The 21,382-nt window shown below is 66.9% G+C and carries 22 protein-coding genes, 2 pseudogenes and 1 riboswitch; of the genes and pseudogenes, 13 read left to right on the top strand and 11 right to left on the bottom strand.

What is annotated here, in order from left to right; all coding sequences use genetic code 11:
- Positions 1-9: 9 nt before the first annotated feature.
- The 4 genes from M2271_RS31355 to M2271_RS31340 form a co-directional block, all read right to left on the bottom strand.
- Entirely contained in the window at positions 10-573 is a 564-nt protein-coding gene (locus M2271_RS31355) for a helix-turn-helix transcriptional regulator (protein WP_280890772.1), read from the bottom strand.
- Between the two features lie 120 nt (positions 574-693).
- On the bottom strand, positions 694-1,038 hold the full coding sequence (locus tag M2271_RS31350; protein WP_280890771.1) for a hypothetical protein: 345 nt from the start codon (positions 1,036-1,038) through the stop codon (positions 694-696).
- A 34-nt stretch (positions 1,039-1,072) separates the two neighbouring features.
- Positions 1,073-1,666, bottom strand: coding sequence for a hypothetical protein (locus tag M2271_RS31345; protein ID WP_280890770.1), 594 nt, complete (start codon positions 1,664-1,666; stop codon positions 1,073-1,075).
- Positions 1,663-1,998 carry a hypothetical protein gene (locus M2271_RS31340; RefSeq protein ID WP_280890791.1) on the bottom strand — a complete coding sequence of 112 codons (336 nt, stop codon included), beginning with the start codon at positions 1,996-1,998 and terminating at the stop codon, positions 1,663-1,665. Before M2271_RS31340 ends, M2271_RS31345 begins: the two co-directional genes overlap by 4 nt.
- Positions 1,999-2,203: 205 nt before the next feature.
- On the opposite strand from M2271_RS31340, the gene M2271_RS31335 reads away from it, so the two are divergent.
- Entirely contained in the window at positions 2,204-2,686 is a 483-nt protein-coding gene (locus tag M2271_RS31335; RefSeq protein WP_280890769.1) for a hypothetical protein, read from the top strand.
- Positions 2,687-3,690: 1,004 nt separating this feature from the next.
- The gene (locus M2271_RS31330; protein WP_280890768.1) at positions 3,691-4,455 is read left to right on the top strand and encodes a sterol carrier protein domain-containing protein; all 765 of its coding nucleotides are present in this window, start codon (positions 3,691-3,693) and stop codon (positions 4,453-4,455) included.
- Positions 4,456-4,484: 29 nt separating this feature from the next.
- Here the strand turns inward: M2271_RS31330 and M2271_RS31325 are convergent, their stop codons facing one another.
- Both M2271_RS31325 and M2271_RS31320 read right to left on the bottom strand, forming a co-directional pair.
- The gene (locus M2271_RS31325; protein ID WP_280890767.1) at positions 4,485-5,351 is read right to left on the bottom strand and encodes a bifunctional 5,10-methylenetetrahydrofolate dehydrogenase/5,10-methenyltetrahydrofolate cyclohydrolase; all 867 of its coding nucleotides are present in this window, start codon (positions 5,349-5,351) and stop codon (positions 4,485-4,487) included.
- A gap of 21 nt (positions 5,352-5,372) precedes the next feature.
- Positions 5,373-5,458: riboswitch (ZMP/ZTP riboswitch) on the bottom strand.
- 162 nt (positions 5,459-5,620) lie between these two features.
- Positions 5,621-5,875 carry a hypothetical protein gene (locus M2271_RS31320; protein WP_280890766.1) on the bottom strand — a complete coding sequence of 85 codons (255 nt, stop codon included), beginning with the start codon at positions 5,873-5,875 and terminating at the stop codon, positions 5,621-5,623.
- A 500-nt stretch (positions 5,876-6,375) separates the two neighbouring features.
- Between M2271_RS31320 and M2271_RS31315 the strand changes: the two genes are divergently transcribed.
- The 5 genes from M2271_RS31315 to M2271_RS31295 all read left to right on the top strand — a co-directional run bounded on the left by M2271_RS31315 (position 6,376) and on the right by M2271_RS31295 (position 12,714).
- On the top strand, positions 6,376-7,455 hold the full coding sequence (locus M2271_RS31315) for a MerR family transcriptional regulator (protein ID WP_280890765.1): 1,080 nt from the start codon (positions 6,376-6,378) through the stop codon (positions 7,453-7,455).
- Between the two features lie 661 nt (positions 7,456-8,116).
- Positions 8,117-8,695, top strand: a complete 579-nt coding sequence (locus M2271_RS31310) for a TnsA-like heteromeric transposase endonuclease subunit (protein WP_280890764.1) — start codon at positions 8,117-8,119, stop codon at positions 8,693-8,695.
- Entirely contained in the window at positions 8,661-10,751 is a 2,091-nt protein-coding gene (locus M2271_RS31305) for a Mu transposase C-terminal domain-containing protein (protein ID WP_280890763.1), read from the top strand. The genes M2271_RS31310 and M2271_RS31305 overlap by 35 nt, the downstream gene beginning before the upstream one ends.
- Complete coding sequence (locus tag M2271_RS31300) at positions 10,742-11,788, top strand: ATP-binding protein (RefSeq protein ID WP_280890762.1); 1,047 nt, start codon at positions 10,742-10,744, stop codon at positions 11,786-11,788. Before M2271_RS31305 ends, M2271_RS31300 begins: the two co-directional genes overlap by 10 nt.
- A complete protein-coding gene (locus M2271_RS31295; RefSeq protein ID WP_280890761.1) occupies positions 11,785-12,714 on the top strand; it encodes a hypothetical protein in 930 nt (309 codons plus the stop codon). Before M2271_RS31300 ends, M2271_RS31295 begins: the two co-directional genes overlap by 4 nt.
- 81 nt (positions 12,715-12,795) lie before the next feature.
- On the opposite strand, the gene M2271_RS31290 is transcribed toward M2271_RS31295, so the two are convergent.
- A complete protein-coding gene (locus M2271_RS31290; protein WP_280890760.1) occupies positions 12,796-14,112 on the bottom strand; it encodes a PQQ-binding-like beta-propeller repeat protein in 1,317 nt (438 codons plus the stop codon).
- Positions 14,113-14,642: 530 nt separating this feature from the next.
- On the opposite strand from M2271_RS31290, the gene M2271_RS31285 reads away from it, so the two are divergent.
- Positions 14,643-14,993: a hypothetical protein gene (locus M2271_RS31285; protein WP_280890759.1), complete on the top strand. Its 351-nt coding sequence runs from the start codon at positions 14,643-14,645 to the stop codon at positions 14,991-14,993.
- 113 nt (positions 14,994-15,106) lie between these two features.
- On the opposite strand, the gene M2271_RS31280 is transcribed toward M2271_RS31285, so the two are convergent.
- The gene (locus tag M2271_RS31280) at positions 15,107-15,493 is read right to left on the bottom strand and encodes a hypothetical protein (protein WP_280890758.1); all 387 of its coding nucleotides are present in this window, start codon (positions 15,491-15,493) and stop codon (positions 15,107-15,109) included.
- A 43-nt stretch (positions 15,494-15,536) separates the two neighbouring features.
- Between M2271_RS31280 and M2271_RS31275 the strand changes: the two genes are divergently transcribed.
- Positions 15,537-16,160, top strand: a complete 624-nt coding sequence (locus M2271_RS31275; RefSeq protein WP_280890757.1) for a histidine phosphatase family protein — start codon at positions 15,537-15,539, stop codon at positions 16,158-16,160.
- Positions 16,161-16,404: 244 nt separating this feature from the next.
- Here the strand turns inward: M2271_RS31275 and M2271_RS31270 are convergent.
- Together M2271_RS31270 and M2271_RS31265 are read right to left on the bottom strand one after the other, a co-directional pair.
- A pseudogene (locus tag M2271_RS31270) lies at positions 16,405-16,491 on the bottom strand (IS5/IS1182 family transposase); the annotation flags it as partial.
- Between the two features lie 491 nt (positions 16,492-16,982).
- Complete coding sequence (locus M2271_RS31265; protein ID WP_280890756.1) at positions 16,983-17,606, bottom strand: TetR/AcrR family transcriptional regulator; 624 nt, start codon at positions 17,604-17,606, stop codon at positions 16,983-16,985.
- 69 nt (positions 17,607-17,675) lie between these two features.
- Between M2271_RS31265 and M2271_RS31260 the strand changes: the two genes are divergently transcribed.
- The 3 genes and pseudogenes from M2271_RS31260 to M2271_RS31250 form a co-directional block, all read left to right on the top strand.
- Positions 17,676-18,098 carry a hypothetical protein gene (locus tag M2271_RS31260; protein WP_280890755.1) on the top strand — a complete coding sequence of 141 codons (423 nt, stop codon included), beginning with the start codon at positions 17,676-17,678 and terminating at the stop codon, positions 18,096-18,098.
- 398 nt (positions 18,099-18,496) lie between these two features.
- Entirely contained in the window at positions 18,497-19,204 is a 708-nt protein-coding gene (locus tag M2271_RS31255) for an N-acyl homoserine lactonase family protein (protein ID WP_280890754.1), read from the top strand.
- Positions 19,205-19,297: 93 nt separating this feature from the next.
- Positions 19,298-19,585 (top strand): annotated as a pseudogene (locus M2271_RS31250) (alpha/beta hydrolase); the annotation flags it as partial.
- A 371-nt stretch (positions 19,586-19,956) separates the two neighbouring features.
- Here the strand turns inward: M2271_RS31250 and M2271_RS31245 are convergent.
- Entirely contained in the window at positions 19,957-20,175 is a 219-nt protein-coding gene (locus tag M2271_RS31245; protein ID WP_348539202.1) for a hypothetical protein, read from the bottom strand.
- Between the two features lie 339 nt (positions 20,176-20,514).
- Here M2271_RS31245 and M2271_RS31240 point away from each other — a divergent pair, with 339 nt between their 5' ends.
- Positions 20,515-21,174: an MSMEG_1061 family FMN-dependent PPOX-type flavoprotein gene (locus M2271_RS31240; RefSeq protein WP_280890753.1), complete on the top strand. Its 660-nt coding sequence runs from the start codon at positions 20,515-20,517 to the stop codon at positions 21,172-21,174.
- Positions 21,175-21,382 lie beyond the last annotated feature (208 nt).

Below are 21,382 nucleotides of genomic sequence, written 5' to 3'. Positions count from 1 at the left end.
TGGTCCGGCTCAACCGGCCGTCTGCTGCGGGTCGGCGTCACTGCCGCCGGTGATGCGGGTACGACGGGTGGGTATGCTCCCGCCCGCCGTGCGGGTCTTTCGTACGGCGGGGCGGCCGTCCTGCGGGGCCGAAGCGCCGTCACTCAGGGCATCGTCACCCGGAGAGCCGGAGCCGACTTCGACTCCTTCGTCCGCGCCTCCCTCGTCGCCCGCCTCGTCGATCCCGAATCCGTTCTCCTTGCGGAAGGACTCGTAGATCTGGAGCAGCACCTGCTTCTGCCGCTCGTTCAGCGTGGGATCGGCGAGTATGACGGCACGCGTCTCGACCTCGTCCCGGTCCCGCTCGGCATCGAGGATGCCGGCTCGCACGTACATCGTCTCGGCGGAGATCCGCAGCGCCTTGGCGACCTGCTGCAACACCTCCGCGCTCGGCTTGCGCAGCCCGCGCTCGATCTGGCTCAGATACGGATTGGACACCCCGGCGGCATCGGCGAGCTGCCTGAGCGACAACTGCGCATTGCGCCGCTGTTCACGCAGGTAGTCACCGAGATTGCCGACGTTGAGCGATGCCATGCCTCCACCCTGCACCACCCCCGCTAACTATTGCAAGCACCCGCTTGCAAAAGTGCGCCACGCCACCCTTGTGGCGTACTGAGCCTGAGCACGATGGTTGTCACTTGAGCAGGACAACTGTCACCGCACGACTTGGCGGACTCCCGTGCAGGCGAGGACTGCGCCGGCGTCATCGGCGAGGAAGAGCATGAAGGCCCACGTCCGGTCTGGCGAGAAGACGCAGCCGATCCTGACCTGAGCGGCTTCGAGCCGGGTGAGGATGTCGACGGTGGACGGCAAGGCGAGAGTCTCAGTACCTCGCTTCCTCGCCCGTCGGAGACGAGCCGCGTAGATGCCGGCAAGCTCCTGACTGGGAACGCGGCCGTCCCATACGACGAAGTCGCCTCCGTCGAGAAGCGCCGCTCTGGCGGCTTCGCAGGCCGTGGTCTGGTCGCCCAGCATCCTGACAAGTTCCGCCCGGTCCATCTGTCCTCCTCTCGCGTGGTGTCCCGCTGGCCACTCAGTCGTCAAAGTGGAGCTCAGGTCGGGTCCAGAGAGTGAGGTCGCTGCTGGTGGCGACCGCGAGGGTCAGGCCGGAGGGCGAGAATCCGGCTGCGCGGAGTTCTGAGTACTCGGAGTGGAAGATGTGCCACCACGTCCCTCCTGCCGGGCCTTTGTGGGAACCGCCGTCGGCGGAGAGCATGACGCGGTCGTGTGGCCACTCGGGGCTGACGACGTCCAGGGTCCAGCCGTCCGGCGTGGCGCTGTGCAGGCCCCCACCGAAGAGCCCGGCAATGCGCACCGAGACGCCTGCGATCGGGCCGAGCCCGGGACAGGCGAGGTCCGGGTGGACGTCGGGGGTGCTCGTTTCGGGGTCAGGGTCCCGGTCGCGGGCGATCTTCTCGCCGGTGACTGCGTTGAAGAGTCCATGGCCGTCGTTGGACACGACCATGACGAGGTCGTGCCCGCTGTCGGGATGGACGGCAAAGCCAATGCCGTACAGACCCCCGATGGGCGTCCTGCGGTCCAGCACCGGCTGCCACGGCTCGGGAGCCGACATGACGGTGGCGCCGATGTAGCGCTCGCGCAGCTTCTGCTGGTACTCCGTGATCAACTCGTCTCCTCGGTGCGACTCGCGTCGAGGGTCTCTCGCGCAGCGGCCCACGTCGACTCGAATTCTTGGCGGGTGATCTCGGCACCGCCGTCCGCTTCTTGCCAGCCGTGTAGGGTGCCTTCCGCGAGGACGCCGTACTGCCCCTCGTAGGAGGCCACGGCTGCGAGGTCACCACGGTCACGGATCTCGATGACCTCCGCCAGCGAGGCTGCGGTCACGGGCTGGCGCTGAGGTCCTTGCAGTTCGACGTGCCGCAGCGCCCATTCCTCGTCGTCGAGCTCGAAGTACGACCAGACATCGCTCTCGCCGTCGTAGGCGCGGATCCACAGCATCACGTTCACATGATCTCTCGGTGAGAAGAAGGCACGTCCGGCGAAGCCCAGGGGTCAACTGCTCCCCGTTGACGCACCAGCGTCACGCTGTGCGACTCGGTTAAGGGCGGCTACGGGAGGCGCGACGGTAGCCCTTCGTGGTCGGCTTCCGTTGGCCGTCCGATGGGACAGGACCGCGAGCGATGATCTCGTGCATCGGAGCCATGTGATTGAAGTGGTTCATGATGACGATCCGAAGCGGGAAAGAGATCCAGTCCTTGCGCCGGAGATAGAGCGAGAGGGCCTGATCGAAACCGCTGGCCTGGTGGATGAGGGGCAACATGCGTTCGCGGGCCTGTTCTTCGTCGTCGGCGTCCAGGAGCCGTTCGGCGATCCCGAGTACTGCCCCCATGAGCAACGGGTCCAGTGGTGGATCGGTGAAGGGCCGGGAGCTGTGCTTCTTGCCGGGTCTGCCGCGGAGGACCACCGCGCGCGCATGACGCCGCTCAGCATCCTGGTCAAGGGCTTCCGCGAGGGCCGGTGTCACGGCGAAGGGTCGGACCGCCGGCCAGGACAGAAACACGAGACCGAGCAACGCTCTGAGGTCGGCGAAGTAGTCAGCGGCAGGGATCAGCCAGCCGACGCTCGGTGTCGTCTCAGGGCCGATCGGGTTGAGGAGATCCAGAAGTCGCTACTGAAGGCCGAGTAACTGTTCCAGTGTCTGTGCGTCGGGAAGGTCTTCGCGACGCGCGCCGTCAGATTCAGCGAGCTGGGCGCCACAGGCGGGTTGGAGGCGTCCGACGGTGCGCGGAGCTATGGTCGTCCGGCACTGGGTGGGGTGCAGGTCTTCGTCCCAGGGACGGGCGATGATGCTGTTCGTCTCGACCGTGTGGACAGGTTGTCGGCAGGCAGGGCAGCTGATTCGCAGCAGGCGACGGTGCTTGGTGCAGGCGAAGACTGGCGGCAGACGCCAGGAGCGTTGCCAGGATCCACCGTGGAGTTGCTGGATCTCGCTTCCGTCCCCGGTAAGGCACCGCGGGCAGTAACGGGGAGTATGGGTCAGCAGCCATGCGTTGTCGTTGACCATTCTCGCGGCGCTCCTGCGCGGAGTGAACTTCCCGCTCAGTGGCCCGTACCGCTCGGCGAGCGAGGAGGTCAGCAGCTGCCTGACTTCCTCCCGGGTGAGTCGGGTGGTCTCGGCGAAAGTCTGGGTCTCGTCGGAGTCCAGGTCATGCAGAAGCCGAATGGGGATTCGGAACAGCACGTTCTCCTTGCGGTGACCGGTCAGCCCGGTGCGGATGGCGATTGCTCCGGGGGATGTTCCGAGCCGGTGCGCGAGGCGGAGGATGTAGCCGGTGAGTGTCTCGTCGGGCAGTGGGTGGAGGCTGCGGAGCAGCGGGGCAGCGGGCGCATGGCCTCATAGTGCCCATAGCCGAACCTACCGATGAGTTCTCGTTGCTCATGGGCCGATATTCGGTTGCCGGTCAGTGGGGGTGGCGGATGCAATGTTTGGCATGGTGACTCAGGTCCGCCCGCCACGACCAGATGCTCAGCGCGAGTGAAGGCAGCATCTACGGGCGGTACGGGTTCTCGCCGGCGACCTACCGCGTCCGGTGGGAGCCGGCCCGTCACGAAGCCGCCCTCCTACCAGCAGAGACTGATCCTGGGTCGCTGGAGTTGGTCGGCGCCACGCAGGCGAAGCAGGCTTGGCCCGTGGTGCATGCGGGCGTGCGTGCATACCGCGTCGGTGAGCTCACCCCCCTCGCCGGACGTTGGGACGGGCTGTCCGACAAAGCAGACGGCATGAACGGCCCGCTGCGGTATCTCGTCCACCGTGACAAGCGCGGCGATGTGGACGGCATCGCCAACTTTCGACTGCCGTGGTCCTCGACAGCGGACAACGCGGGAACACTTGTCGTGGAAGCCCTTGAGGCGACGAATCCGATCGCCTACCGCGCCTTGTGGAGTGTGCTGACCGACTTCGATCTCACCAAGACCATCGTGGCGCCCGGCCGTCCGCGCGACGAACCCCTGCGGTGGATGCTCACGAACCCACGCGCGATGCGCATTACCCGCCAGTCGGACAACCTGTGGGCGCGCCTTCTCGACGTCCCCCTCGCCCTGACACAACGTTCGTACGACACACCTGGCGAGCTGAAGTTCACCATCGACGGCGACCGGATGTGCCCAGCGAACAACCGGACATGGCATCTCCAAGCAGACGGTGCTTCGGTGACGTGCATTCCGACCAACCAGGTGACGGACATGACCATCACGCTCCCGGCGCTCAGTTCGCTCTACTTCGGTGGCATGTCGGCGCACGACCTGCGTATGCGGGCCACATCACCCCACACGTCGACGGCGCGATCGGGCAGCTGGCCCGGTTGTTCCGGGCCGACCCCGAACCGCACAACTCCTTCGGCTTCTCAACCACATGCTCGACACGCGGTCTCTCTTTTTGAGCGGAACCCTTGCTGACAAGGCATCAATGAGCTGCTGGCGAGGCGTCAGCGGTGCTGCATTTCGAGCTGGTTCTCGGCGGCTTCCACGGTCTGTGCGAGCAGGACGGCGATGGTCATCGGCCCGACGCCACCGGGAACCGGAGTGATCAGACGAGCTCGGGTGACGGCGCTGTCGTAGTCCACGTCGCCGACGTTACCCGCGTTGTAGCCGGCGTCGATCACAACCGCGCCAGGCTTGATGTCCTCACCGCGGATCAGCCGGGGCCGTCCCACGGCTGCTACCACGACGTCCGCTTCCCGGACGATTGCCGACAGGTCCGTCGTGCGGGAGTGGCAGTACGTCACCGTTGCGTCCTTGGCGAGCAGGAGCATCCCGGCTGGCTTGCCGAGAATCGCGCTGCGGCCCACCACGACGGCGTGCTTGCCGGCGAGTTCGACGTCGTACGCTTCCAGTAGCCGCATGATCCCGCCCGGCGTGCAGGACAAGAAGCCCGGCCGCGCGAAGCTCATCGCGGCGAAAGAATGCATCGTGACCCCATCGACGTCCTTCTCCGGAGCGATGGCCTCGAACGCCGCTCGCTCGTCGATGTGCGGGCCGCAAGGGTGCTGGAGCAGGATGCCGTGCACTTCCGGGTCGCCGGACAGGTCAGCGAGGGTGTCGATCAGTTCGGCGGTCGTGGTGGTGGCGGGCAGACCGATATACCGGGACTGGATGCCTGCCTTCGCGCACCGCGCTCGTTTCATGCGGACATACGTGGCCGACGCGGGATCCTCTCCCACCAGCACCGTCGCCAGACAGGGACTGGCCCCCGTGCGTCGTGAGATCTCCGCCGCCTTGGCAGCAGCCTCTTCGACGATGCGTTTAGCGAGGCTGGTGCCATCCATGAGCTGGGCCGTCTGAGTCGCGGACACGTTGCCCTCCAGGCGTTGCTGACCACTCGCCCAGGCGCACGGCAACGACGTCTCGTCAGACCGCTCCACGGTGGTGCTCCACCTCAGCGCCAGTCACGGCCCACGCTGAACTGTAGTAGACGCGGCATGCTCACACCGATCAACGCCCCGGCCGGGAGCGACTTGTGAAGGCCCACCCCCTCTGCACTGACGTCAATTCAGGTGAACATTCCCGACGCGTCCACACGCCAGATGCAGGGCTCCGGGGAGAGTCCTGCTATTTGAGGAGGTCACCCGGTCAGTTCAGAACTGATCCGGCTGAGTCCCTGGTCTTCGATCCGCTGCCCCATGCGCTGGAACGCGCTTCTGTCCTGGCGTGCGGTGCGGAGGACCACTCTGAGTGGGTGGGAGGTCCCGCTGAGGCTCCGGAACTGGTGCCACACCGAGAAGTCTCGGTCCTTGGCTCCATCGATGATCGGTGCCATCGCCTCGTGGGCCGCGGTCTCGTCGGAGGCTGACAGCAGCCGGGCGGCGATGCCGAACACCGCCCCGCCGGAAACCGGGTCCGCCGATGGATCGCTGTAGTGGTGTGAGGCCCGGCGCTGCTTTCCGATCGGGGCCCGGGACTTTGCGAACTCGGCGTGCCGTCGCTCGGCTTCCCGGTCGACCAGTACCGCCAGGCCTCCGTGCTAGCCAGTCCCCTGGCGTGCGGCCAGGTATTGAAGATCAACCCGCTGAGAGCGCGAAGATCGATGAAGTACTGGGCCGCAGGAATCATCCAGCCGAAGCTGCCCACCGACGCCGGTCCGTCCGGTGCCAGAAGTCCGTCGAAGTGGTACTGGAGCCTCAGCAACGCAGCGACCGTGGCGGGAGCTTAAGGAGTACGGTCCACCCCGTCGCCGGCCAACCAGGCGCCGCAGACCGTCCGTGTGCCAGGGAGGGGGGGCGGCCGGGGCCGATCAGAACCCTCGCTTGACCTTCACCTTGGGGGAGCCCACAGCATCAGTGAGGCCGGGCGACGTGCCCGGCATGAGGAGGAACGAGCATGGGGTTACTGACCATCGGGGCGTTCGCGAAGGCGTCCCGGCTGTCACCGAAGGCGCTGCGTCTTTACGACGAGCTCGGCCTGCTGACCCCTGCTCGCGTCGACCCGGTGACCGGATACCGCCTCTACGCACCGGAACAGCTGGACCAGGCCCGACTGGTCGCCTGGCTCCGCCGCCTAGGAATGCCCCTGGCCCGCATCCAGCACGTCCGCACGCTGAATGCAGTCGCGGCAGCCCAGGAGGTCCGCGCGTTCTGGGCCCAGGTCGAGGCCGACACCGCTGCACGGCGGGACCTGGCCACCTTCCTCATCGACCACCTGTCCCGGAAGGACCCTGCCATGTCCCCGACCGCCAAGTCCCTGGGAATCCGTTACGCCGCTCTTTCCGACACGGGCCTTGTCCGCGAGAGCAATCAGGACACCGCCTACGCCGGACCCCGCCTGCTCGCCGTCGCCGACGGCTGCGGCAGCCAAGGAGCCCCCGCCAGCGCAGCCGCCATCGACGCGCTCAAGCACCTCGAAACCGACAGCATCCCGGCCGGTAATCTCCTCAACGTCCTCGAAGACGTCATCGAACAGGCCAAGCAGGCCGTGCACGACATCGCCGGGAACGGCTCTTCACCCGAAGACACCGGCACGACGCTCACCGCGATGCTCTGGACCGGATCACAGCTGGCCCTCGTCCACATCGGCGACTCCCGCGTCTACCTCCTGCGCGACGGAGAACTGTTCCAGATCACCCACGACCACACCATGGTCCAGTCGATGGTCGACGAAGGACGCCTCAGCCCGGAAGAAGCCGCCTCCCACCCTCAGCGGTCGCTGTTGGTCCGGGCCCTGGGCCAAGGAACCCACACCACCCCCGACATGCGCCTCCACGACGCCCAGCGGGAAGACCGATATCTGCTCTGCTCCGACGGCCTGTCGACCGTCGTGCCGACCGAACAAATCCGCCGAGTGCTCTCCGAGATCCGGGAACCCGAGCAGGCAGTCCGCGAACTCATCGCCCTCGCCAACGGCTCCGGCGGCCCCGACAACGTCAGCTGCGTGGTCGCCGACGTCCTGGAGCTCCAGCAGTAGGAGCGAGCGGCATGCACTTCGAGTTGCACCAGATCCGCTCTCATGAACTCATCCGCGAGGCGGACGAATACCGCCTCGCCCAGCAAGTCAGGAAAGCCAAAACGGCTCCCCGATCCATGCCGACCAGCACACGGCGACCGACTCCACGGCGCCTGCTGGCCTGGCTTCGCGAGTGAACCATCACGCTGCCTACAGTTGAGCGGGACACCGACCGCCCACCTGTCCCACTCAACCGTAAGCACCGCAGGTCAGAACCTCGCCCTGCCCACAGTTATCTGGGACAGGACAGCAAGATAGTTGTTGTCCTGTCTCGCTGAAGGCGGGCCAATCTCGGTCTATCAGAGCCATCTGGCTGTGTATCTCAGTCAACCTTGGCCATCTGCTGTTCTGTCTCGCTCCTTCTGAGCCGCTGCCGCACCTGGCTGTCTACGGTCGTCGTACGTGGACAGCGCCGGGTGGGGGTGGCTGGTGGAGGCGGAGGACTTCCGGCTGGAGTACGTCGACGCTCGCGGTGACCTGCATGCGGGGCCGCTTGAAGTGATGTGGCCGGCGCGTTTCGAGGCGGCCGGGCAGGTGCGGACGTTCCCGTCGTACCCCGGTCAACGCAATTTTCCCGGCTGGTACTGGGCTGCTACGGGTGCCGAGTTGGTACGAGTCGTGGGTGGAACTCGGTCAGCTGCTGCGGCTGGACTGGGATCCGGGTGTGGTGGCGATGGCGTCGCAGCCGTTCCGGCTCTCGTGGCGTTCCGGTGGCCGGGCTCGCCGGACTAGCCATACCCCGGACTACTTCGTGCGCCGCCGGGACGGCACCGGTGTGGTGCTGGACGTGCGTCCCGACGACCGGGTCGAGCCCGAGGATGCGGTGAAGTTCGAGGTCACGGCAGTGGCCTGTGCACGGGTGGGCTGGGATTTCGAGCGGGTGGGCGTGCTCGATCCGGTGCTGGCGGCGAATCTGCGCTGGTTGTCGGGCTACCGGCATCCGCGAGTGCGGCGAGAACTCGTGGCGGCGGAGTTACGGGCGGCGTTCGCCCGGCCTCGGGGCCTGTGGGCGGGGGTCCGTGCGGTGGGTGATCCGATCGCCGTGGTTCCGGTGCTCTTCCATCTGATCTGGCGCCGGGAGCTGGCGGTGGATCTGGAAGCCGGTCTGCTGTCGGCGGCCACGCAGGTTCGCCCGGTGTCCGTGGCCGCGGAGGAGGTGGGCGGGGATGCCGGCGCTTCCGCGGCTGCTGTCGCTGGGTGACAGGGTCCGCTACGACGGGCGGGAGCACACGGTTGCCGCCCTGCACGGCACTTCGGTGCGGCTGGTCGATGACGCACAGGCCGCCTGGGTCGTGCTGCTGGGACACCTGCTGGCGTCGGAGGGTTTCACCGTGCTCAGCACCGCGCTGAGCCGCCCGCCGCTGCCGGAGGCCGGGGTGCTGGAGGGACTGCCGGAGGAAGCGGCACAGCGGGCTGAGTGGTGGCGACGACATCTGACCGAGTTGCTCACCGGCCGCCCGGACGGCAATACCGACGTTCCGGGGCGGGCCGAGTACGACCCGACGGTGCACTCTCTGCGGCAGCGGGAGCTGACCAAGATGGCCGAGCTGCGGGGCTGCGGTGAGGAGGTGGGGTTGAGCACGCTGCGCCGGATGCGGTCCCGCTTCGAGAACGAAGAGGTGGCGGGTCTGGTGGACGGCAGGCTGCGCAAGCCCGCCACCGGCACGAGCCGTGCCGATCCCCGGGTAGTCGAAGCGATCGCGAAGGTCGTGGGCAGCCGGACGGACGAGCCGACCGTCTCCGCGCAGGTGCTGCGGCGCCGCGTTGAACGTCTCCTGGTCGCCGAGCACGGTGCTGGAGTGGTCCGCATGCCGTCCCGGGCGACGTTCTACCGCCTGCTGAAGGTGGTCTCGACCGGGCAGCATCTGTTCGGTTCGGCTCGCACCCGCCGCTCGCTGGGCAAGCAGCCGAAGCGGATGTTCGGGCAGCTGACGGCGGCCCGGCCCGGCGAAGTGATGGAAATCGACTCCACGCCGCTGGACGTCATGGTCATCCACGATGACGGGACGGTGGACCGCTGCGAACTGACCGGGCTGATCGACCTGGCCACCCGGACACTGGCCGCCGTGGTGCTGCGACCGTCGACAAAGGCGGTCGATGCCGCGCTGCTGCTGGCCCGCGCCATGACCCCGGAACCGGTGCGGCCCGGTTGGTCCGACGCTCTGCGCATGTCGCGCTCCGTGCTGCCCTATGCCTCCTTGCTGTCGCTGGACGAGCGGCTGGACAAGGCCGCCGCGGTCCCGGTGATCGTTCCGGAGACGGTGGTCAGCGACCACGGCAAGGCGTTCATCTCGGACAACTTCCGCAATGCCTGCCGCCACTTGGGGATCTCGTTCCAGCCCGCGCACCCGGACACCCCGACCGACAGGCCGCACATCGAGCGGACGCTGGGCTCGGTGTCGACGATGTTCGCCCAGTACGTGGCCGGATACACGGGACGCAGTGCCGAGATGCGGGGCAAGGACCCGGCCGCGCAGGCGGCCTGGTCCATCCACGAACTCCAGGAACTTCTCCAGGAGTGGATCGTCGTCTGGCAGGCCAGGCCGCACGACGGGTTGCGCGATCCCTTGATGCCGGACCGGCCGCTGAGCCCGAACGAGAAGTACGCCGCGCTGGTGTCAGCAGCCGGATACGTCCCCGTCGCGCTCAGCCCGGAGGAGTACATCCAGCTCATGCCCCGTGAATGGCGGGTCATCGGCCGCAGCGGGGTGCGGATCAACAATCGTACTTACGACGCCCCCGGGCTCACCCCTTTCCGGCGTCAGCCCTCGGGAGCAGGCCCGGACGGCAAGCTCTGGGAAGTCCACTACGACCCCTACGACATCTCCTGTGTCTGGGTACGCAACCACCACGGCACGGGCTGGATCACCGCGACCTGGCGCCACCTGCGCACGTCTCCCGTCCCGATGGGCGAGCTGGTCTTCGACCGAGCCCACCAGATCCTGACCGAACGCGGGCAACGCAAGCCGGACGAGGAAGCCGTCGCACAGGTGGCGGCAGAGCTCCTGGACCGGGCATCGGACGGACCCGATCACGAGCATGACCGCCGGGCGGCGGAGGGAGACCGGACGGCCCGGCGACGCAACCGCAAAGTCGCCGCCCGCACCCGAGCCACCAGCGAGCCCGCCTGGCCACGGCCGGCTCCGGAGCCGGAGCCGGAGCCGGAGCCAGCGGATGACGAGGAGGTCGGCGAACTCGCCGACGTCGTCCCGCTGGAGATCTTCGATGCGCGCAAGGAGGCCGAGAAGTGGTGGTGAACCCTGCGCAGCCGGGCGGGGATGAGGCCGGTCTGCCTGATGACCGGACCGATCCCTCCACCCGACTGGAGGGCTGGCGGCGGTTCGTGGAGGCCGATCCAGCCGTCTTCGAGTTGCTGCCCGATCAGCAGTGGCAGGCCCTGTCCCCACAGCTGCGTGAGGCCTACGACGAAGCGCGCCTCGCCTACCACTCCGAACTCCAGGTCGTGCGCACGTCCACGGTCAAGGAAATCGCCCATCAGGGACGGCTGCTGACCCTGCTCAACCAGCGTGAGCACGGCGCCCGCCGCGGGATGATCGTCTCCGGTCAGTGGACGACCGGAAAGACCACCGCGCTCAAGCAACTCGGCCGCACCCACGAAGTCCGTATCCGGCAGCGCTACCCAGGCAGCGACCGCATCCCAGTCGTCTACATCGCCGCCCCACCCAAAGGCTCCCCGCGCAAACTCGCCCTGGAATTCGCCCGCTTCCTCGGCCTGCCCGTGATCAACCCGCGGCACAACACCATCGACGTCACCAGCGCCGTCTGCCAGGTGATGATCGAGGCCCGCACCGACCTGGTCCTGGTCGACGAGATTCACCTGCTCAACCACGCGACCACCGCCGGCGAGGACCTCTCCGATCACCTGAAGTACTTCACCGAACACCTGTCGGCGACTTTCGTCTATGCCGGGATCAACGTCGAGAATTCCGGCCTGTTCACCGGGGTCCGCGGCAAGCAGCTCGGGGGCCGCTGCATCCTGGTCCGCACCGGCGCCTTCCCGTCCAACGCCGAGTGGCAGGCGCTGGTCGCCTCCCTGGAAACGACGCTCCGCCTGCACCGGCACCAGAACGGCACCCTGGTCAAGCTCGCGAAATACCTGCACCAGCGCACCGGCGGCATGATCGGAAGCCTGTCCCACCTGATCCGGGCCGCGGCCATCTCCGCCATCCTCGACGGAAGCGAACAGGTCACCAAAACTCTCCTGCGCGACATCCGTATCGACCACAACAGCGAATCCGACTCGCCCCCCGAACCGCGCAGGGCAGCCGGGTGAGCGCACGGTTCAAACCCGTCGTCTTCCGACCGCTGCCGCGTCCAGTGAAACCCTTCCCGCAGGAGACCGAGGCATCGTTTCTCGACCGGCTCGCGGCGGCGAACGCGATGCCCGTCCGGCGTCTTCAGCAGCCCTCCCTCTGGCTGCCCTCCCGCTTGGACTCGACCGACCAGCTCAGCGTCCTCAGCGGACAGCCCCGCACCAGCATCCAGCACGCGATCCCCCGCTGGGAGAAACAGGCGTGGAACCTCCCTCAGGGCCCTCTCGCCGCGACCATCCGATGGGCTTGCCGCCGCTGCGTCGCCCGCAGGACCGGCAACCCTGACCGGGGCGTCATGGTCTGGATGTCGAAACACCACGAGCAGGTCTGCGTCCCCCACCGCCTCTGGATCGGCCGGGCCGTCGAGTCTCCCGCCCTCCAGTTCGACCTCGCCGACTTCCCTGAGATCGTCGCCGCCCAACAGCGCCACTACCGGCTCCTTCGCCGCCACGGTCCCCACGTGCTCAACCCGTGCTACGCGAAGTGCTCACTGTTCTGGCACGTCCTCATGCAGCACGGCTACCGGATCAGCGAGCGCTCCCAGCGGCTCGTCCGGCTGCAACCCCGCCCTGCCCGCAGCGTCCGGCCCTGGGACCCCAAACGCTATGCCGCGGTCTATCCGGAGATCGTCACGCCCATGGCCCTCTACGCCTCTCCGTACTGGCGCCGCCTGGCCATGTCCACCGACGAGGAAGACTTCCGGGCCTTCCACACGGAGTTCACACGGCGACTCCCTAACGAGAGCCCTCTGCGCACAACGGCCAAGCCCTGGTTCATCCAGCAGCTCCGCACCATCGCGCACGCCATCCAGGACGCCGCTGAGCAGAACGTCCTCGCCGGAGACGACGCGGCCAACAACTCCAGGCCTCTTGGCTCAGATGGGTGAGCCACATTCCCACCTCGCGAACAGGACGTCTCGCCTCATGAGACATGCGGACTGCGAAAAAACAAGGCTTCGCTCCCGGGGTCACGGCCGAGCCGGGCACTCCAGGATCCGGCCGTCGACGGTCCCGATGAGCAAGTGTCCTTGAGGCGCCACAGCGAGGGACAGTGCCGTGGTCGGTACTCCGTCGACCTTGAGCTCGGTGTGCCATCGCACCGAACCGTCGTTGGCGTGCAGTGCTGTCAGGGCGCCGGAGTTGTAGGCCACGTAGACGGTGTCCCCGTCGGTGTCGAGGGCAGTGGCAGGATGATCGGTGCGGTACTGCCACTGCACTGAGCCGTTCAGGGATCGCCGCACGACGTAGGCGCCACCGGGTTGGAGCCCCTGACCGTGGTGGACGGCGCCGGCATAGACCAGGGACTGCCCTATTTCGACCGCAGGGCCCCCGAAATGATGCTCTTTCGGTACCCAGGAGTGTGGGAAGAGCCTCCGCAACGTCCCATCGGCGCCCATGGCGGTGACCCACTTGTCCCTGTGCGGCTTGTCAGGGTCAGTGCCGACCAAGATGTACGGGCGGCTCGCGCGACGGACGGCGAACGGATGGTTGAACAAGTCGAAGCGGCTGACTTCCGGACCGTCTACCGGACCGTCGAGGTCGAACATCAACAGCCGTTCGGGACGCTTGCGACGGCCGTGCAACGGCCTAAGAATCGTCCTGTGGTCGCCTGCGACGAGAACCGCGAACACGCCTGGGCTCAGGGTCTCCAGCACCTGCCCTGTGGCGACAGAGATTCGGGCCAGCCGGGGTGCGGACCTCTCCCAGTGTCCTCCCTTGTGGCGAACGCGGCGTTCGGCGTTGGTCCACACCGATGTGCTGTCGGAGGCCAGAACCAACTGTCGGCCGCCCTCCTCGTCCTCGACCGCCCATTGCAGGTCTCCGGATGGCAGCCACGACTCCGCCAGCACCCCGTCCAGAGCGGCCAGCACGCGGCCGTCCTCCGTACCTTCGACAGCCCACACCCGTCGACGTACGGACCACTGCCGACCGGCCGAGGCCGCGAGGCCCGCGAGGAACCGGCGGGCCTCCGCGCTGTGGTCCGGCTGGAGAACCGGTTCCGAGGGGGCAGCCAACTCCTCGGCACCGATCGACCCCTGCCCGACGGCGCCCCAGTCTGAGCGAGCCACAACGACTGCATGACCCTGCTCATGTGCCTGCGGGTTCTCCCAGTCGTCACACGGCGCCAAGACCAGACCAAGTGCCGTCTCGCTGCACCATTCCACGCCGAGCACCTCCCGCTGGTACTGCAGGGCGGACACCACGTCGCCGGAGTCCAGGTGGATCAGCAGCAGCTCGCCTTCAAACGAGTAACCGCCGTCGTAGCGCCCCGTACCAACGGCCAACAGAGGAAGAACCGGGTGGAAGGCGAGAGACCGAACGGGGTACCTCGACCGCACCAGGTGCCGACACCGCAGCCCGGCCTGCTCATAGACACCGATCCGGTGCCCCGTCCATCGGGAGTCCGCGGTCCCGCTGCCACTCCACTGGATATGCCCGAGGTCCCCACCCACAGCGACCGTCCGCGAGTGCTCGTCAGCGACGGCCAAAGCAGGCTCACCGATCTCGGCGAATGGGCCGTCGCCGAGCACGCGTCGGACTATCGGTGCAAGGGTCATACAGGGGTCCTCCCAGGTCGGCACATGAACAACCGCCGCCCCGGGCGCGGCACGGCGGCAGCTCATGATCCCGTCGGGCGGCGAGGTACACCAGTGGATTTCAGCCGGGCAAGGCCCTGCCCGTACAAGTCGCTGCGGGGGATCTTTGCGGCGGACCACGCCGAACATCTGGAGGCGGCCCGCAGCAGGCTTCGTCCAGCCCTGGACGACAGCGCCAGTGACGAGGAGGGTGCGGACGCATGAAGCCCCTCTCGGAAATGACTGAACGTGAGTACTTCGCCAGCGTCGGCCAACGTCCCGGCATGTTCGTCGGCAAGACCTCTTTCCACATGCTGACCGCGTTCCTGACCGGCTACGACCAGCATGCTCTCCGGCACGGTGGGCACGGGCTCACCGGCTGGCACGACTGGCTCATCGCCCGTCGCGGACGCGACTGCAACCACGCTTGGCCCGCCCAGGTCCTCCACATCGCCCTCCCGAACGGTTGGGACAACATCTGGAACCTCCCGCCTGAGGACGAACAACATGCGATCAAGGTCCTGTTCGAGCTCCTCGACGAGTTCGCTGCCGAGTGCGAAGTAGCGCAGGGCACACGATTCTCAGGTTGACTGAGACGCCAGGCCTCACCGCGTCTCACTCAAGATGACCCATCGCTGGTCACAGCCTCGACGTGGTCCACCTTCACTAAGACGGGACAGTTGTCACCTGAACAGGACAACTGTCACCGCTCAACTCGGCGGACTCCCGTACAGGCGAGGACCGCGCTGGCGTCGTCGGCGAAGAAGAGCATGAAGGCCCACGTCCGGTCCGATGAGAAGATGCAGCCGATCCTGACCTGAGTGGCTTCGAGCCGGGTGAGGATGTCGACGGTAGACGGCAGGGCGAGAGTCTCAGTACCTCGCTTCCTTGCCCGTCGGAGGCGAGCCGCGTAGATGCCAGCGAGCTGCTGGCTGGGAACACTGCCGTCCCATACGACGAAGTCCCCTCCGCCGAGAAGCGCCGCTCTGGCGGCTTCGCAGGCCGTGGTCTGGTCGCCCAGCATCCCGGCGGAGTTCAACTGAGACAGGACAGCCGCGACGGAACTATGCACAAAGACCTCAGCGTCCATCCCTGACTTACAAGATCACGGATGACGACGGGATACCCGGGACATGACGGACACAGCCACTCGATACCTCTACCTCGCCCGGCACGGTGAAGCGTCAGCAGACGAGACAACCCTGACGGACAGCGGCCGGCGCCAAGCCGTTCTGCTCGGTGAACGGCTCCAGAGCACCCCACTTTCGGCGATATATCACGGGCCGCTGCCTCGGGCGCAGCAGACGGCCCAGCTGATCAGCGCACAACTTGACGCCGTCCCACTGCACCAATCGGAACTGGCCGGCGACTACGTCCCCTACCTGCCTACGAAGGAGGAGCTGCCGCCGGATTCGGCCGAAGCCATGCTCAGCTTCCTCGCTCAGGTTCCGGAAGAGGAGCGCAACCGTGGTCCAGCACTGGCCCGGGAAGCACTCTCAGAATTCACAGGCCCGGTCGACAGAGATCGCCCCCGCCATGAACTGGTCGTCACCCACAGCTTCCTCATCGGATGGCTGATCCGAGCCGCTCTCGACGCACCCGAGTGGCGCTGGATGGGACTCAACCACAGCAACGCAGCCCTTACAGCCATCCGATACACACCCGGCAGGCCGTCCTCCGTGCTGTTCTACAACGACATGCGGCACCTGCCCGCAGAACTGCGCTGGACCGGCTTCCCGCCCGAACTCCACATCTGACCACAAGACCGCCCGGACCTGAGTGAGACGACCTTGCGAAACCCGTCTCACTCAAGTCCGGGCACCGCAGCTCAGGGGCCCGCCCCACCCGGACTTATCTGAGACCGGACACTGAGGCTGAGCACGATAGGTGTCGTATTTGCAGGACATCTGTCGCAAGCCGTACCTGACTCCTGCGGCAGTCCTCGCGTGAGTGGCGATTCACTCCTGTCCTCACGAAGCCGTCGGCCGACACCTCTCGTTCCGAGCGCCGCAGCTTGCGCAGGAGTTGCCAGGTCTTCAGCGTGGCCACAGCCTGTTCGCCGAGCGCCCGGACGTTCGCGTGGACCGATTGAGGCTCAGTGGATGGAAGCGCGGCACTGCGTGGGGTGAAGATCTTCCTCGGTGGCGTGCTCGATGATGCCCGCTCAGGCTGCTTGTGCAGGGTGCTGGCAGCGGGGGCAGCTCCGCTTGAGGAGTCGTCGGTGCTCGACGCAGGCGAAAGAGACGGCAAGGTGCCAGCGCCTCTTCCACGATCCACCGAGCAGGACCCCGAAAACGCTGTTGTCCGAGGTCAGGCAGCGTGAGCAGAACTGGGTGTTCCTGAGATAGAGCCAGCGCCGCGGGTAGGTGAGTTGTTGAGGGCCGGACCAGGGCCAGAGCTGGTGGTTGAGCGGGCCGTGGCGCCGTCCCAGAGGAGCGAGGAGAAGGCCCTCCATCTCCGCGTGTGACAGACGGGCGACATACGCGCATTCAGCGAGTCGCTCGGAGGAAACTCACTCGTCGAGGCCACAGCCACATACGTCACCACCTCGGATGGGGGCGGCTCTTCCGCGGTGACCATCACGAAGAAGCCGCGTCGTGATCGATGAGGGACACGCCGGATGCCAGAGCGCGGGCAGTGTCGGCGAAATATTCCTCGTCGGCACCAGGGGCAAGACCGAGGGGCACTCCCTGACTGAGGCCGACGAACAGTGCCCTGAGCGCCGTGGTCAGACGTTGTGCCTGATGCGACGTCACGACGCTTCCGTTGTGCGACCTTCCGGTGAACAGCGCGATCAGATGGTTCTCCTGCGCCCGGATGGACATGCCGAGCTGGGACCCCAGCTCTGGGTCATGCAGCGCCATGTCCAGCAGGGTGATCTGGAGCGACAGGCGGTGCGGCGCGTCCGGGGCATCACAACTGCGCCGGTAGTACCGGGCAAAGGCATCGACCGCTTCCAGCAGATCAAGTCCAGCGGGAACCGCCTGCTCGATCTCCTCGTAGTACGGCCGCAGGTAGTCGGCGACCAGGGCGACCACCAGGCCGTTCTTGCTCCCGAACAGTGAGTAGACGGCGCCGGTGGTCAGGTCGGCGCGTTCGGCGATCTCATCAAGTTTGGCCCGGTATCCGTCCCGGGACACGACCTGGAGCGCAGCGTCCAGCAAGGCACGGCGGTTGCGTTCCTTGGCCTCCGCTCTCGTCATTCTCATAATTTGATTATTACCGTAATCTCGTTATGAAACCAGTCGGGACGAGTGGCAAGGAGGACGCTCATGACCCAGGTCGTGACATCGCGGGTGACCCGCCAGACGGTGGGGGCCATCGTCGATGGCGCCTTCAAGGTGTTGCTCGCCGCTGTCTACATCGCCGGCGCTGCCCCGCTCGGCCGGTTACTCGGCACGCCAGCCTGGCTGATGGTCGTCTCAGGCGTAACCCTGCTGATCGGCGGCGGCATCGAGATCAGATACACGCGCAGCCGGTCGATGCGCACTTACACGCAGCTCATGATTGCCTATGACAGCGGCTGGGTGTTGGCGGCCCTGGCCAGCCTCCTGATGGGGTGGCAGGGCAGCAGCGTCGGGGGTGAAGTCTGGATGGGGTACCAGACAGCCGCCCCCATCATGCTCGCCGCACTGCTGGTCGCCGCCGCCCCTATGCAGATGACCTCGGACACTCAGCGCGACACCTCGGATTGAGCGAGACAGCCAAGCCGCCACCGTCTCAATCAAACTGAGGCACCCCAGGTCAGACACTCACGCTGCCTCACCTTGAGCGAGACCGGACACATGTACGACACCCGAGCAAGGTGATGGTTCTCTGAGCGGTCGCGTTGGGGTGCCGGTCGTGTGTAGGCAAGTTCTGGAGTGTTCCGGTCTTGTGCGGGTGCGGCGGTCACGGCGCTTCTACGGTCGAAGTGGCTGGTCGGCGCGCCCCTGCGAGGCACCAACCGCACATGGCTCAGCACCACCATCGAGGCCACGGCCAGACAGGTCGAAACTCTCCTGCCCGCCACGCGACCCGCAGAAGATCCATAAGCGGTTCTGCTGTCGGCAGACTCGCTGGATGTCATACCGCGGCCTGCCAGGATGGCCGCATGGGGAAGAACATGGCGGTGCGTCGACTCGATCTCGGGTACTTCATCCGGCCTGCATCGGAGACGGGCGGCCCACAACCACGAGTCGAACCTGTCCTTGCCTATCTGGTGCAACACGACCAGGGGCTGATCCTCTTCGATACCGGCATCGGCGGCGCGGACCCCGAAACCGAAGCACACTACCGACCCCGACGGCGAGCGTTGCAGGACGCCCTGTCAGCGTCCGGAGTCGCCCTTGATGACATCTCCATGGTCGTGAACTGCCACTTGCACTTCGACCACTGCGGCGGAATTCCCCTCCTGGGTGGCAAGCCCATCCTGGTTCAGGACGTCGAACTGGCCACCGCTCGTCGGGGCAACTACACCTTCGATGAACTGATCGACTTCCCCGGCGCAACCTACGACAAAGTCGTCGGCGAAACCGAAGTCTGGCCGGGAGTCTGGATCATTCCGACGCCTGGGCACACCCAAGGGCACCAGTCGCTGGTTCTCCGGCAAGGCGACGGCACAGTAGTCCTCGCCGGCCAGGCACACGACTTCGCTTCCCATTTCGCGTCCGACCAACTGGCCCGTCACGCGGCACTCCAGGGCGTGGAACAGCCGCTTCCTCCTTATCAGCACTGGCTGGAGCGACTCGCCGACTTCGACCCACGACGTGTGGTCTTCGCCCACGACTGCTCGGTTTGGGAACCGCCGCAGACCGCCTGACTGCGTCGACTACGGAGCCGCTGAACCCGACTCTCCAGCACAAGCCACACACCGAAGTGCTGCAGGCCGAGCTCGCCTTACTCGGGCACCGCTCAGGCTCCCCAGGATCTCGACGCCCTCGCCGCAGAACCGGGGAGCAGCAAGGGAATCACGCTCGCCGACAACGCCACCCGCGTGATCGAAGTCCTCGAACGGGCCAAGCAGAACGGGCCCACCATCCTCGTCGCCCACAGCAGGGGCGGCATCACGACCACCGCCGTCGCCAACGCCCGGCCCGAGCTGATCGACCGGATCGCTTACGTCTCCGCCTGGTGCCCCATCGATCTGGACGTGAGCGACTACTACGCCCAGCCGGAGATGGCGGACGTCGACGCGGGCAGCGTAAGGAGCCAGTCGGCGAGGAGGGTGAGGAGTACGCCGGCGCCCGCGCCCGCCAGCACGAGGACGAGGTACACGCAGACCGTGCTCCAGACCGGCATGCCGAGCATGGTGGGTGGGTCGCTCCGGGCGGTCCGGTCGGGTGTCTTGCGCTGCGTCTTGCGCTGCGTCTTGCGCTACCTCTTCATGATCCCCCTCGCTCACGCCATTGCCGTACTTACGGCAGGACGCAGGCCCGACACGGAAGCGGTGAGCACGATCTTCCCGGGCCGGGCCCAGCGACGACGGCGCCCCACTGCCATGGCCGTAGCCGTTGGTGGGAAGCATGCCCTCGGGGCGCACGAGGTGGCGCATCGTCACGTCCTGCTCCACTCCTACTCCGCCGGCTCCCAGGCCTGAAGCAGATCGAAGAGACGGCGGTCGCCGTCGAGCTTCAGGGAGTCCAGCGGAATACGGACGTACAGGACCAGGACCAGTTCCCCGGCCGTGCCCCGGACGGAGGCGTCGGCCGCGCCTGGGCCCTCGCCTATAGCCGCAGCCGCAGCCGCAGCGGTGGCGGTGGCGGTGGCGGTGGCGGTGGCGGTGGCGGGCATGGTGCGCCTCATGAGTGAGCCCGGTCCGGAGATGGACCAGTGTCACCAGGAGCCGATCGGTGAAGACCAGTTCGTACTTCGGCCCGGCCCCCTCTTCCCGCCGACGGTCGCCCTCACGTCGCTCATGGCGCCCGGACTCACAGCGAGCCACCCAACGCGGGGCGAGTTCCGCAACCAACTCGCCCAGATGTCGGCGCGACAGCCCGCAGAAGGCAGGATGAGACATGGCCGCGCGGACCTGTTTGATCTTCACACACCAGGCAACTCGCGAGGCGGTCTCTATGTCCCCGCACTTACCGACCAAGATCAATCGCAGGTCGGCCCAATAGGGTCGGGAGCATGACGACACCCCTTGCCGGCAGCGCCTTCGACTCGCTCCGGCTCGACGCCGTGCCCGACCAAGAGGCGCTGCGCCAGGCCTACGAACTCCCCAGCGACGCGGCCGTGCGCAAGCAGATGACCGAACTCACCGACCAGACACAGCGGTTGATCGGCTGCTCATCGCTGGTCCTGGTCGCCAGCGCGGACGCCGAGGGCAACTGTGACCTTTCCCCGCGCGGCGGCCCCGCCGGGTTCGTCTCCGTCCTGGACACACGGACGCTGGCGATACCGGACGCGACCGGCAACAAGCGTCTGGACACCCTGCAGAACGTCATCGCCACCGGACGGGCCGGGCTGCTGTTCGTTATCCCGGGGCGCACCACGACGCTCAGGGTGAACGGCCGGGCATGCGTCTCCACCCGCCCGGACCTGCTGTCGCAGCTGACCGCCGTGGGTAAGCCGCCGGCCAGTGCGCTGGTTCTGGGGATCGAGGAGGTCTACCCGCACTGCCCCAAGTCGCTCCTGCGCAGCGGGGCCTGGAAGCCGGAGCAGTGGCTGCCGGCGGACGCCCAGCCGACTTCGGCCGAGGTGACACTGGCCCAGCTGCGGATGCCGGAGCTGACCATCGCCGACATCGAGCAGGTCGAGGCAGATTCTCTGAAGTACCGGTACAAGTAACGGGCCGACCTGCGCTCGCTGAACCGACAGCCAGCCGAACCCAGACCAGCACGCCCCAAGATCAATCGCGGGTCAGTCCGTAGGCGTTCTCCGCCACGCCTCCGCCTCGACCACCTGCTGGGCGGCGTCGCCGTCATGGTGCCTGCCCGATTCCGCAGGTGTCCCGCGGACCTCGGCCGAGGTTCGCGGGACGGCTGGGTGTTCCACC

The sequence above is a fragment of the Streptomyces sp. LBL genome, from assembly GCF_029893585.1.
Lineage (GTDB): Bacteria > Actinomycetota > Actinomycetes > Streptomycetales > Streptomycetaceae > Streptomyces.
The sequence above is the reverse complement of the archived record's forward strand: the minus strand, read 5'-3'. Positions and strand labels throughout refer to the sequence as shown.

What these genes read in the sequence shown, in the direction of transcription:
- M2271_RS31315 (WP_280890765.1), top strand. Translation starts at nt 6,376, where the DNA reads ATGGGGTTACTGACCATCGGGGCGTTCGCGAAGGCGTCCCGGCTGTCA.
- M2271_RS31245 (WP_348539202.1), bottom strand. Translation starts at nt 20,175, where the DNA reads ATGCCCGCCACCGCCACCGCCACCGCCACCGCCACCGCCACCGCTGCG.
- M2271_RS31260 (WP_280890755.1), top strand. Translation starts at nt 17,676, where the DNA reads ATGACCCAGGTCGTGACATCGCGGGTGACCCGCCAGACGGTGGGGGCC.
- M2271_RS31280 (WP_280890758.1), bottom strand. Translation starts at nt 15,493, where the DNA reads ATGGACGCTGAGGTCTTTGTGCATAGTTCCGTCGCGGCTGTCCTGTCT.
- M2271_RS31285 (WP_280890759.1), top strand. Translation starts at nt 14,643, where the DNA reads ATGACTGAACGTGAGTACTTCGCCAGCGTCGGCCAACGTCCCGGCATG.
- M2271_RS31240 (WP_280890753.1), top strand. Translation starts at nt 20,515, where the DNA reads ATGACGACACCCCTTGCCGGCAGCGCCTTCGACTCGCTCCGGCTCGAC.
- M2271_RS31265 (WP_280890756.1), bottom strand. Translation starts at nt 17,606, where the DNA reads ATGACGAGAGCGGAGGCCAAGGAACGCAACCGCCGTGCCTTGCTGGAC.
- M2271_RS31350 (WP_280890771.1), bottom strand. Translation starts at nt 1,038, where the DNA reads ATGGACCGGGCGGAACTTGTCAGGATGCTGGGCGACCAGACCACGGCC.
- M2271_RS31340 (WP_280890791.1), bottom strand. Translation starts at nt 1,998, where the DNA reads ATGCTGTGGATCCGCGCCTACGACGGCGAGAGCGATGTCTGGTCGTAC.
- M2271_RS31275 (WP_280890757.1), top strand. Translation starts at nt 15,537, where the DNA reads ATGACGGACACAGCCACTCGATACCTCTACCTCGCCCGGCACGGTGAA.
- M2271_RS31255 (WP_280890754.1), top strand. Translation starts at nt 18,497, where the DNA reads ATGGGGAAGAACATGGCGGTGCGTCGACTCGATCTCGGGTACTTCATC.
- M2271_RS31355 (WP_280890772.1), bottom strand. Translation starts at nt 573, where the DNA reads ATGGCATCGCTCAACGTCGGCAATCTCGGTGACTACCTGCGTGAACAG.
- M2271_RS31305 (WP_280890763.1), top strand. Translation starts at nt 8,661, where the DNA reads ATGCCGGCGCTTCCGCGGCTGCTGTCGCTGGGTGACAGGGTCCGCTAC.